The organism is Vibrio sp. SCSIO 43155, from assembly GCF_023716605.1.
Lineage (GTDB): Bacteria > Pseudomonadota > Gammaproteobacteria > Enterobacterales > Vibrionaceae > Vibrio > Vibrio harveyi.
This window is the reverse complement of record NZ_CP071852.1, coordinates 2,839,622-2,851,097: the sequence shown is the minus strand read 5'-3', so window position 1 is coordinate 2,851,097 and position 11,476 is coordinate 2,839,622. Positions and strand designations below refer to the sequence as shown.

Below are 11,476 nucleotides of genomic sequence, written 5' to 3'. Positions count from 1 at the left end.
CATTCTTTCTATCTAAGAGAATGAATATGTCAAAAGAATTTAGCCGCACGCAGCGCGTATCACAGCAGCTGCAAAAAGAACTAGCGATGATCCTTCAACGCGAAGTTCGTGACTCTCGCCTAGGCATGGTTACGATTTCAGATGTAGAAGTATCACGAGATCTTGCTTACGCAAAAGTATTCGTTACTTTCCTATGCGTGGGTGAGCAGACGCCAGAATCATGCCTAGCAGCGCTACGTGAGCACGAAGTACACATCCGAATGATGCTAGGTAAGCGTATTCGCCTACGTCTAACGCCTGAAATCCGTTTCTACTACGATAACACGCTAGTAGAAGGTATGCGCATGTCGAACCTAGTTTCTGAAGTTGTGAGCGAAGATAAACGCAAACAACAAGATTCTGGTCGCGAAGAAGATCAGGCAGGGGAAGAGTAATGGCTCGTCGTCGTAAAGGTCGTCCAATTAATGGCGTTATCTTGTTGGATAAACCAACAGGTATTTCTTCAAATGATGCACTGCAAAAAGTAAAGCGTATCTACTTTGCTGAGAAAGCGGGTCATACGGGTGCATTGGACCCATTAGCGACGGGCATGTTGCCAATCTGCTTAGGCGAAGCAACCAAGTTTTCTCAGTTCTTGTTGGATTCAGACAAGCGCTACCGTGTAATCGCAAAACTGGGTGAGCGCACTGATACGTCTGACTCTGATGGCGAAGTGGTAGAGACACGTCCTATTGATGTGAATCTGGAGAAGCTAGAAGCGTGCATTGATACGTTCCGTGGTGAATCAGACCAAGTACCTTCAATGTTCTCAGCATTGAAATACCAAGGCAAGCCGTTGTACGAGTACGCTCGCAAAGGTATTGAAGTACCACGTGAATCTCGCAAGATCACGGTATATGAAATCGTACTTCACCGTTTTGAAGGTGATGAAGTTGAGATGGAAGTGCACTGCTCAAAAGGTACTTACATCCGTACAATTGTTGATGACCTAGGTGAGATGCTTGGTTGTGGCGCACACGTGACTATGCTTCGTCGTACTGGTGTTGCTAAATACCCGTACGAAAAAATGGTGACGCTAGAGCAACTTAATGAGCTGCTTGAGCAAGCGCATCGTGATGAAGTGGCACCAAAAGAGTTGCTTGATCCACTGCTACTGCCAATGGACACTGCCGTTGAAGATTTACCTGAGGTAAACCTAAACGCAGAGCTGACTAACCTAGTACAACACGGTATGCCCGTGCAGGTGTTGGGTGCGCCAGAGGGTACGCCAATTCGCATGACTTCAGGTGAAGAGAAGCTGTTTATCGGTGTAGCAGAAGTTAACGACGATGGAAAAGTAGCACCAAAACGTTTAGTGGTTTTCCGCGACGAAGAGTAACTTCGCAAAGCTTAAAAAATACCGGCATCATTGCCGGTATTTTTATATTGCGCGAGTGAGGAAACTTCCTTATAATTCGCGCTCCTCGTGTCGGCTGAATCAGAGATTGGCTGGCACAAATATTAACCTACTCTTATTAGGAGAGAATTATGTCTCTGAATGCAGAAACTAAAGCAGCAATCGTTGCAGAATACGCACAAGGCGAAGGCGACACTGGTTCACCAGAAGTTCAAGTAGCTCTACTTACAGCTTCTATCAACCACCTACAAGGTCACTTCAAAGCACACAAAGGCGATCACCACAGCCGTCGTGGTCTTCTACGTATGGTTTCTCGTCGTCGTAAGCTTCTAGATTACCTAAAAGGTAAAGATCTAGCTCGCTACCAAGACCTAATCAAGCGTCTAGGCCTACGTCGCTAATAAGCGACTGCATAGCAGTTTGTCTAAAAGGGGCTTTATGCCCCTTTTTTGTTGCCTGTTACTTATTTTGACTGCTATAGCTTAGCCAAATCAGACTTATGCCGTTATACTACACGCGGCTTAATCTCGTTTAGAGATTTTCACTAAGCTCATTGCATTACAGTCAACCTCGTCGACCAAAAGGTCGCGACTATTAAAAGTGAACTGAATACTAAGTTAGTTTGTTTTTACTAGTCGCGATTCGTAATGCCTTGGGTATCAATCAATACTCTCTAAGCAAATCAATCGATGCGCTTGGAAACAAGGAATAACAATGTTCGAAAAACCAGTTGTTAAAACGTTCCAGTACGGTAACCACACAGTTACTCTAGAAACTGGCGTTATCGCACGTCAAGCTACGGCTGCAGTAATGGTTACTATGGACGATACAGCAGTATTCGTTTCTGTAGTTGGTAAAAAAGAAGCGGTTGAAGGTCAAGACTTCTTCCCTCTAACAGTTAACTACCAAGAGCGTACTTACGCAGCAGGTAAAATCCCTGGTGGTTTCTTCAAGCGTGAAGGTCGTCCTTCTGAAGGCGAAACGCTAACGGCTCGTCTAATCGACCGTCCAATCCGTCCTCTATTCCCAGATGCATTCAAAAACGAAGTTCAAGTTATCGCGACAGTAGTATCTGTGAACCCAGACGTTCAACCAGACATCCCAACGATGATTGGTACGTCTGCTGCGCTAGCTATCTCTGGTATCCCGTTCAACGGTCCTATCGGTGCTGCACGTGTTGGTCACATCGACGGTCAGCTAGTACTTAACCCAAGCAACACTGAGCTAGAAGCATCTAAGCTAGACCTAGTTGTTGCGGGTACTGAATCTGCAGTACTAATGGTTGAATCAGAAGCTGACAACCTAACTGAAGAAGAAATGCTATCTGCTGTTGTATTCGGTCACGATCAACAACAAGCGGTAATCAAAGCAATCAACGAATTCAAAGCTGAAGTCGCTACTCCTGCTTGGGATTGGGTTGCACCAGAAGAAAACACAGCGCTTGTAACTAAGATTGCTGAACTTGCTGAAGCTAAACTGGTTGAAGCTTACCAAATCACTGAGAAAATGGCTCGTTACGACCGCATCCACGAGATTGCTGGTGAAGTTAACGAAGTTCTTCTTGCTGAAGATCCAGAAGCAAACACAAAAGAAATCCACACTATCTTCCACGATCTAGAGAAGACAGTTGTACGTCGTAGCATCATCGCTGGTAACCCACGTATTGATGGTCGTGAAAAAGACATGGTTCGTGCGCTAGACGTACGTACTGGTGTTCTTCCACGTACACACGGTTCTTCACTATTTACTCGTGGTGAAACTCAGGCGCTAGTAACTGCGACTCTAGGCACGCAGCGTGATGCTCAAATCATCGACGAACTAACGGGTGAGCGTAAAGATCACTTCCTACTACACTACAACTTCCCTCCGTACTGTGTAGGCGAAACTGGTTTTGTAGGTTCTCCTAAGCGTCGTGAAATCGGTCACGGTAAACTGGCTAAACGCGGTATCGCAGCAGTAATGCCTTCTGTTGATGAGTTCCCATACACAGTACGTGTTGTATCGGAAATCACTGAATCTAACGGTTCATCATCAATGGCTTCTGTATGTGGTACTTCTCTTGCTCTTATGGATGCAGGTGTGCCAATCAAGTCTTCTGTTGCGGGTATCGCAATGGGTCTTGTTAAAGAAGGCGACGACTTCGTTGTTCTTTCAGACATCCTTGGTGACGAAGACCACCTAGGTGACATGGACTTTAAAGTAGCGGGTACTAACACTGGTATCACTGCACTTCAAATGGACATCAAGATCGAAGGTATCACTAAAGAGATCATGCAAATTGCGCTTAACCAAGCTCAAGGCGCACGTAAGCACATCCTATCTGTAATGGATGAAGCTATCTCTGGTGCTCGTGAAGACATCTCTGAATTCGCTCCTCGCATTCACACAATGAAGATCAGCGCAGAGAAGATCAAAGACGTTATCGGTAAAGGTGGTGCAGTTATCCGTGCTCTAACTGAAGAGACAGGTACTACTATCGAAATCGAAGACGACGGTACGATCAAGATTGCTGCAACTGAAGGTGCAGCAGCGAAAGAAGCTATCCGCCGCATCGAAGAGATCACTGCTGAAGTTGAAGTAGGTCGTATCTACACTGGTAAAGTTGCACGTCTAGCTGACTTTGGTGCATTCGTAACGGTTCTTCCTGGTAAAGATGGTCTAGTACACATCTCTCAAATCGCTGAAAAACGCGTTGAGAAAGTGTCTGACTACCTAACTGAAGGTCAAGAAGTTCAAGTTAAAGTTCTTGAAATCGACCGTCAAGGTCGCGTACGTCTAAGCATGAAAGAAGCAGTAGAGAAGCCAGCAGAAGAAGCGTCTGACGCATCTGAAGCTAAAGGCGAGTAATCTAAGATTCGACTTTTGGTCTTTTATTAGCTTAAGAGCCTGAAAGCATGCTATAAAAGGGGAGCATTTTCGCTCCCCTTTTTTTTGGCCTGTTTCGTCAAGTTTAGCCTCAAGCGAAGTTAAATATCCTATAGTGCATAAAGAGAAACAGACCCAGAGCGGTCCAAACAGGAGTACCAATTAGTGAAATGGTTTCAAACCGCAAGTTTATGTGTCGCTATCGCGCTGACCGGTTGTGCTAACACCTCTCAACAATCGGCACAAAAGTGGATCTATCCTCCGATGGCGGTACCGCTACAACCAAGCGTGCAACAAGAAGTCCAGATTGCTCGTCTTTCTCAGTTATTACAACGTCCAGATTTGAGTGACGAAGTTCGCGCTAAGATGCATTACGAGCGCGGTAACTACTACGACAGCGTTGGTTTGCGTGATCTTGCCCGTTTGGATTTTAATCAGTCTTTGCAACTTAACCCTGCTCAACCAGATATCTTTAACCTACTAGGGGTGTATTTCACTCAAGTTGGTGAGTTTGATGCGGCTTACGAAGCATTTGATTCGACATTAGAGCTTGCACCAGAGAATTCATACGCAGAGCGTAACCGCGCGATTGCGCTTTACTATGGTGGTCGTATCGATCTGGCTTTAGAAGACATGACCAAGCATTACCAAGAAATGCCGAGCGACCCATTCCGCGCGTTATGGTTGTACATTATCGAAGCAGAACAAAATCCAGAGCAAGCGAAAGCGAACCTAGAAAAGCGTTACCAACGCGATCGCAGTGAAGAGTGGGGCTGGGTTCTAGTTGCCATCATGTTGCGTGATGTATCTGATGACGCAGCGTTAAAAGCCATCATGGATGGTACGCGTGAAAACTACCGTCTTGCTGAGCGTCTAACAGAAACTTACTTCTACCTTGGTAAGCGTTACCAACTAGAAGGTGATATTGCTGATGCGATTTCACTGTACAAGCTAGCAATCTCTTTCAACGTTTATGAATACGTAGAGCACCGTTACTCCTTCTTGGAACTGGCGCAAATCTACGATCAGTTGCAGCAAGAACAACTTGCTAAGCTCAAAGCTGAGCAACAGAAGCAAGAAGAAAAATAGCCATTAGCCGCTCAACTAGAGCGGCTTTTTTGTGCTTGAAGAATTTGGTGAGCTTCTCTAAAATAGTTAGCCTTGCTAACTAAATGGGCGAAACGTAATGGCATTAGAAAAGAGCCTGATCGATTTAGAACGCTTTTGTGCAAAGGCGTGGCGAGTGTATGCCAAAGAAGATCCGCTTTCGCACCTGAGCTTTAATGAGTTTGATTACTTGCGAGTGATCCAGCTTCATTCAGAAGGTATACGCATTACTGACTTGGCGGAAGAGCTTCAAGTTACCAAGCCTTCGGCTTCAAACATGGTGGTTCGTTTGGAGAGAAAGGGCTTGGTGAAGCGTATTGCTTGTAATGAAGATGCTCGTTCTAAGCGCGTGCTGCTAACAGAAGAAGTGATCGAAGAAATGTCATTGGAACAGGTGGTATATAAAGACATTTCACAGCAGCTTATGTGTAAGTTGGATGCGAAAGAAGCACAGCAATTGAAAGCGCTATTAGATAAAGCGCTCGGAAACTAAACCTATTTTTTATTCTTTTATCTATTTAGTTAGCCTTGCTAACTATTGGTGGTAGTCATGCAAAACTCTATTTATAAACAGTTTTGGAAATACACAATTCCGACCGTCGCAGCCATGCTGGTCAACGGTTTATACCAAGTCGTTGATGGTATCTTTATTGGTCGTTATGTAGGTGCTGATGGATTAGCGGGGATCAACGTTGCGTGGCCGATCATTGGCTCGATACTCGGTATCGGTATGATGGTGGGCGTGGGTACGGGCGCTCTAGCCTCTATCAAGCAGGGGGAAAAAGACCGTGAGGGCGCGAAACGCATCCTTTCTACTGGTTTATTGCTTTTAGTCGCTTTGATGCCAGTTGTAGCAACAACATTGTTCTTCTTCGCAGATGATTTTATTCGCTGGCAAGGCGCGGAAGGTCGTGTTTATGAACTTGGTTTGCAGTATCTGCACATCTTAAGCGTCGCGTGTGTGTTCTCGCTTGGGTCAATTGCGGTGCCGTTCTTATTGCGCAATGACGATAGCCCGAATTTAGCCACCATCTTGATGGTGATTGGTGCCGTCATCAATATCGTGCTCGATTATATCTTTATTGCTTGGCTTGGCTGGGAGCTTAAAGGAGCGGCAATCGCAACTGCGTTAGCGCAGATGGTGGTGACGATTCTTGGTGTTGGTTACTTCTTTACTGCAAGAGCGAAGATGCGCCTGTCGACTGGCGATCTGAAAATGCAGTTTGATGTAATCCCTAAGATTGTCATGATCGGCACATCGAGCTTCTTTATGTATGCCTATGGCTCAATGATGGTGGCACTGCACAATGCGCTATTTGCCCAATACGGCAGTGCATTGCTTATTGGCGCTTACGCTATCTTGGGCTACATAGTGACGGTTTACTATTTGATTGCGGAAGGCATTGCCAATGGTATGCAACCTCTAGTGAGCTACAACCATGGTGCGCGTAATCAAGACAATATTCGTAAGCTGTTGAAGGTTGCAATGGGGACTTCGGTGCTAGGTGGGGTTGCGTTTGTTATTCTGATGAACATTTTCCCATACGAGTTTGTGTCCGTGTTTAACAACGCCGACCAACATCTTATTGATGCGACGGTAGTGGGGATTCGTCTCCATATGTTTGCGCTGTTCTTAGATGGCTTCTTGGTGGTTGCCGCAGCGTACTACCAATCGGTGAACAAAGGCAGCAAAGCGATGTTCGTGACCATTGGTAATATGGTGATTCAATTGCCGTTCTTATTCATTATGCCAAAGCTATTCGGTGTTACTGGTATCTGGATTGCGTTCCCATTGTCTAACATAGCTTTGAGCTTAGTGGTGATGACAATGCTGTGGCGCGATATAAAGAAGCTAATGAACGAGAGCTCTGTAGAGCCAAGTATTCAAGCGTCTTAACGACGAATAAAAATAAAAAAGCGAGGTTATAACCTCGCTTTTTTATTGCTTTGAAGCCCGTGAGAAAGAGTTAGATGTTCTTCACTTCCAGACCCGCAAGCTGATGCCAATAACCGTTACATTGGCGGTCTTGGATCTTGCCTGGGTTAGTACCTTTCTCATTGGAACGGAACTGATCCAGTTCAGAGAAAGTGCTAAGACCAAGTGGGCTCAAACGTACCACGTCAACCAGACCTTCCATGCTTGGCAGATCGTTGATCAGGTTGTAGCAGTAACCAGACTGAGTTTGGATGCCGTTTAGGTTAAATACTTCCTGACCCTCTTGGCTGCTTACTTTAATGCCCGTTGGGTACTTAATACAGCAGGTTTCGCAGTCATCTTTGGCTTTGTTTTCTGCACGAGCTGTAAAACAGCGCGCCGAGTAAGCCAGAGGCAGATAACCATGGCTGAAGACTTCTACTTCAAACTTATTACGAATACCAAGTTCATCACATTGAACCAGCGTGTTGCTGAGCCATTCGCGCGATAGTTCTACTGGCATGCACCAGCGGATCATACCTTGTTTTAGGAACAAGTTAAGCGTGTGAGCGTTGTAAGTATTAACCGCAGGACCAACGACGAAAGGCACTTTATGCTCAGAAGCCAGTTGAACCGCGGACACGTCATTGGCTTCAATCGCGAAGTCACCGTTGTCGATGTACTTCTTCATGATGTTCACTTCACTTGGCGCTTCTAATAGTGCCATCGTTGATAGCACGACTTGTTTGCCAGATGCAGAGAGTTCTTTCGCGATATCGAACCAATGTGCTGGCTTCATTTCACGACGTTTCGAACATACGGTTTCACCAAGGTAGATGATGTCCGCAGAGCTTGATTTTGCTTGTTCATAAAACGCTTCAACATCTTGCTTTGGCCAGAAGTACAACAGTGGACCAAGTGCGTATTTCATTGAGTTATCCATCTTAACCTCTACTGCCATTTACGGTGGTAAGCACCAAGAGTGGTTTGCGTGCCTTCAGACACGTTTGCCAACGCTGCATCCCAAGCCGCTTCTACTTGGTAAGCTTCTGGGTTTGCTTGGTAGCGATCAATCGCTGCACGCCATGTGCGCGTTACTTGTTCTACGTACGCAGGACTACGTTGGCGACCTTCAATTTTTACTGAAGCGACATTAGCGGCAAATAGCTCTGGCAGCATCGACAGGGTGTTCAAACTGGTTGGTTCTTCCAGTGCGTGATAACGTTTTTTCTCGCCTTCAATTTCAGCTTCAAAGCGACCTTTACATAAGGTTGGGTAGCCCGCGTTTTCACCTGCGCTGTAGCGATCGATCAGAATGTCGTTAAGACGAGACTCCAGACCATTCTCAGTCTCTTGCCAGCGGACGTATTTTGCTGGAGAACATGCACCAACGGTGTTTGGTGATTCACCTGTCATGTATGACGATAGGTAGCAACGACCTTCTGACATGATACACAGGCTACCAAAAGCAAAGACTTCTAGCTCGACATCACTGGTGATATTGCGAGAAAGCTGTTTTACCTGATGGATAGACAGTACGCGAGGCAGTACTACGCGTTTTACGTTGAAGTTTTGTTTGTAGAAATCAACGGCTGCAACGTTGGTTGCTGAAGCTTGCACAGAAAGGTGCAGCTCGAGCTCTGGGTATTTGCGAGCAGCGTACTCAAGTACCGCAATGTCAGCCACGATCAGTGCATCGACACCCAGTGCTGCTGCATTGTCGACAGCGTTTGTCCAACGTTCGAAACCATTTGGATGGGCAAAGGTGTTGAGTGCAACGTGGATCTTTTTGTTGCGGTCATGAACGTATTGCACCGCTTTTTCTAGCTTCTTGCCGTTGAAGTTCAGACCAGCAAAGTGACGAGCGTTGGTATCGTCTTTAAAGCCGATGTATACGGCATCTGCACCGCAATCAATCGCAGTTTTTAACGCAGGCAGGTTACCCGCAGGACACAAGAGTTCCATATGCTCACAATCATAGAGAATAAAAAGGTGCCCGCATTTTATGAAGAATTATGAATAGCGAAATTGACCTAAGTTAGGTTTAGCTCAATAAAGTTGAGATTTACCCCTTGAGAGTAAGGGGTAACACTCAGATTTTGTTGCAGTTGAGATCAGTTCTTATGACGGCGGTTTTGCGCAAACAACTCTTCCACTTCGTGTTTAGGTTGAGGACGGTAGAAATGGAAGCCCTGAATCGAGTTACATTGCAGGTTCGATAGCAGTGTTGCTTGCTGGTGGGTTTCTACACCTTCGGCAACAACGGTCAAATCTAATGATTTACCAAGATTGATGATATTCTCAATCACTGTTACCTGTTTCGGTAGGGTATCGATGTCGTTGATAAACGCGCGGTCGATTTTTAATTCATCGATAGGGAAGCGTGCTAAGTAGGAAAGGGAAGAGTAACCAGTACCGAAATCATCGATAGACAGCGCAAAACCAAGCTTCTTGATCGCATTAAGCATTTGCAAAGTGTGTTCGCTGTCGCTCATTACCGCACTTTCTGTTAGCTCGAAGGTAATGCAGCTTGGGTCAAGTTCGGTGGTGCGCAGTAGCTTCTCCATGTAGTCGATCAGCTGTGGATTACCGAACTGCTCTGGAGAGAGGTTGATCGCCACGCGTCCCGGTAGAATGCCTTGCAGTTTCCAACGTTTTACTGTGTTAAACACATCGCGCATGACCACGCGACCAAGGTGTTCAATTAAGCCTGCACGCTCGGCGACAGGTATAAATGCGCCCGGACTGATGTAGCCTTCGACTGGGTGCTTCCAACGTACAAGCGCTTCGGCGCCGTTAATGCTGAAGTCGCGCGCGTTAACCTTCGGCTGGTACCAGACTTCCAACCCGTTTTGCTGCAAGGCTTTCTGCAGTTCAATTTCTAGCCATAAACGCATGCGCGCTTCTTTGTTCATCTGATCGTTGAATTTAATCAGACGGTTCCGACCGCGATCTTTCGCTTCATACATTGCAGTGTCAGCATTTTGCAGCAGAATACGTGCATCTTGCCCATCTTCTGGGTAACGCACACTACCGATAGAGCATGCAAGGCGTTTACTGAAGTGATGAAGATCGAAAGGTTGGTTAATCAGAGAAATAATGCGCTCAGAGAGAATCTCCGCCATGCGAGTGTTTTCTGGCTCAGGCAGAATGATGCCAAACTCATCGCCGCCCAAGTGCCCAATGATGGCTTGATTAGGTAAAGATCGTTTTAAGCGGGCGGAGACTTCTTGAATCACTTTGTCACCGATGTGGTGACCAAGTGAGTCGTTAATGTTCTTAAAGTTATCGATGTCGAGGTAGAAAACCAGCAACGGTGTCTGGCTCTTAATCAGTTGCTCTAATCGTTTCGTAAAGCCAAAGCGGTTATACAGCTTGGTCAGTGAATCGATGTGTGCGTCTTCATTGGAATTAGAAGAGAGCAGCTTGGGCGCGTCATCGGCATCTTGGATCAAAATGATTTGAGATTCACTCCCAAGAATTGCCGTGGTATCAGCATGCAACTGAACTTTCCGTTCGAAGCCACAGCGGGCGCTGGTCAGACACACAAAAGGTTTTTCAGAAAGTAATGTGCTGATGCGATGGGTGAAGACTTTTTTGCTGTTTTCATCGATAAACAAGCGAGTCAGCTCTTCACCAAGTAGCTCATGAGGCGAGTTCAACCCGAGTAAACGTGCGGAGGCTGGGTTGGCAGAGATGATGATGTCATCTTCTACCAATAACAACCCGTCAGGCAGTAATTGGGTTAACTTGGCGAACTTACTTTCTGACTCTTCTAAAGAACGAACCAGAATTTGTTTCTCAGACGTATCGATGGCGTGGAAGACCACGAAGCGGATTTCATTTTCTTCATGAACTGGAGAAAGGCTAAAGTGGAGGCTGGTTTCAAGGTCCGTTTCGTCAAGCGTGATTTCCGCTTCAACATGATCGCCTTTGAACGCGCGTTGGTAGTAGGGTGCGAGCTTCTTATAGAACTGCTCTCCCAGTACTTGGCTATCGTTCAGACCAACGATGTCGTCGTGTCCTAAGCCTGCAATGTCACAATAGCGATCACTTACCATTCGATAATTGTGTTTCTTATCAAGAATGGCAAAAAAGAATGGGCTATTTGAGGTAAGCGTTGCAAACCAATGTTGTAATTGCTGGGAAGGCATTAAGGTGTTACCGATCTCCAATGAGCCTGATTATTCGTC

Annotated in this window: 10 protein-coding genes; 7 read left to right on the top strand and 3 right to left on the bottom strand. The window is 45.9% G+C overall.

Annotated features, from left to right (window positions below):
• Window positions 1-26: 26 nt before the first annotated feature.
• From rbfA to vmrA, 7 genes are all read left to right on the top strand, one after another.
• Entirely contained in the window at window positions 27-434 is a 408-nt protein-coding gene (gene rbfA, locus J4N44_RS13560; RefSeq protein ID WP_005449148.1) for a 30S ribosome-binding factor RbfA, read from the top strand.
• A complete protein-coding gene (gene truB / locus J4N44_RS13555) occupies window positions 434-1,378 on the top strand; it encodes a tRNA pseudouridine(55) synthase TruB (protein WP_005449147.1) in 945 nt (314 codons plus the stop codon). Before rbfA ends, truB begins: the two co-directional genes overlap by 1 nt.
• A 149-nt stretch (window positions 1,379-1,527) precedes the next feature.
• On the top strand, window positions 1,528-1,797 hold the full coding sequence (gene rpsO / locus J4N44_RS13550) for a 30S ribosomal protein S15 (protein ID WP_005449146.1): 270 nt from the start codon (window positions 1,528-1,530) through the stop codon (window positions 1,795-1,797).
• A gap of 313 nt (window positions 1,798-2,110) precedes the next feature.
• Window positions 2,111-4,243 carry a polyribonucleotide nucleotidyltransferase gene (gene pnp, locus J4N44_RS13545; RefSeq protein WP_005449145.1) on the top strand — a complete coding sequence of 711 codons (2,133 nt, stop codon included), beginning with the start codon at window positions 2,111-2,113 and terminating at the stop codon, window positions 4,241-4,243.
• A 183-nt stretch (window positions 4,244-4,426) separates the two neighbouring features.
• On the top strand, window positions 4,427-5,350 hold the full coding sequence (gene nlpI, locus J4N44_RS13540) for a lipoprotein NlpI (protein WP_005449143.1): 924 nt from the start codon (window positions 4,427-4,429) through the stop codon (window positions 5,348-5,350).
• Between the two features lie 97 nt (window positions 5,351-5,447).
• A complete protein-coding gene (locus J4N44_RS13535) occupies window positions 5,448-5,861 on the top strand; it encodes a MarR family winged helix-turn-helix transcriptional regulator (RefSeq protein WP_050907048.1) in 414 nt (137 codons plus the stop codon).
• A 57-nt stretch (window positions 5,862-5,918) separates the two neighbouring features.
• Window positions 5,919-7,265 carry a sodium-coupled multidrug efflux MATE transporter VmrA gene (gene vmrA / locus J4N44_RS13530; protein WP_009698720.1) on the top strand — a complete coding sequence of 449 codons (1,347 nt, stop codon included), beginning with the start codon at window positions 5,919-5,921 and terminating at the stop codon, window positions 7,263-7,265.
• A 70-nt stretch (window positions 7,266-7,335) separates the two neighbouring features.
• Here the strand turns inward: vmrA and J4N44_RS13525 are convergent, their stop codons facing one another.
• From J4N44_RS13525 to J4N44_RS13515, 3 genes are all read right to left on the bottom strand, one after another.
• Window positions 7,336-8,214 (bottom strand): U32 family peptidase, encoded by an 879-nt coding sequence (locus tag J4N44_RS13525; protein WP_005449138.1) that lies wholly within the window; start codon window positions 8,212-8,214, stop codon window positions 7,336-7,338.
• A 20-nt stretch (window positions 8,215-8,234) separates the two neighbouring features.
• Window positions 8,235-9,248, bottom strand: coding sequence for a ubiquinone anaerobic biosynthesis protein UbiU (gene ubiU, locus J4N44_RS13520; RefSeq protein ID WP_005431919.1), 1,014 nt, complete (start codon window positions 9,246-9,248; stop codon window positions 8,235-8,237).
• A 149-nt stretch (window positions 9,249-9,397) separates the two neighbouring features.
• Complete coding sequence (locus tag J4N44_RS13515) at window positions 9,398-11,437, bottom strand: sensor domain-containing protein (protein ID WP_005449136.1); 2,040 nt, start codon at window positions 11,435-11,437, stop codon at window positions 9,398-9,400.
• Between the last annotated feature and the right edge of the window lie 39 nt (window positions 11,438-11,476).

Bases quoted from the DNA above. Each gene is read 5' to 3' on its own strand.
- vmrA (WP_009698720.1), top strand. From the start codon at position 5,919: ATGCAAAACTCTATTTATAAACAGTTTTGGAAATACACAATTCCGACC.
- rbfA (WP_005449148.1), top strand. From the start codon at position 27: ATGTCAAAAGAATTTAGCCGCACGCAGCGCGTATCACAGCAGCTGCAA.
- truB (WP_005449147.1), top strand. From the start codon at position 434: ATGGCTCGTCGTCGTAAAGGTCGTCCAATTAATGGCGTTATCTTGTTG.
- J4N44_RS13515 (WP_005449136.1), bottom strand. From the start codon at position 11,437: ATGCCTTCCCAGCAATTACAACATTGGTTTGCAACGCTTACCTCAAAT.
- J4N44_RS13525 (WP_005449138.1), bottom strand. From the start codon at position 8,214: ATGAAATACGCACTTGGTCCACTGTTGTACTTCTGGCCAAAGCAAGAT.
- ubiU (WP_005431919.1), bottom strand. From the start codon at position 9,248: ATGGAACTCTTGTGTCCTGCGGGTAACCTGCCTGCGTTAAAAACTGCG.
- rpsO (WP_005449146.1), top strand. From the start codon at position 1,528: ATGTCTCTGAATGCAGAAACTAAAGCAGCAATCGTTGCAGAATACGCA.
- pnp (WP_005449145.1), top strand. From the start codon at position 2,111: ATGTTCGAAAAACCAGTTGTTAAAACGTTCCAGTACGGTAACCACACA.
- J4N44_RS13535 (WP_050907048.1), top strand. From the start codon at position 5,448: ATGGCATTAGAAAAGAGCCTGATCGATTTAGAACGCTTTTGTGCAAAG.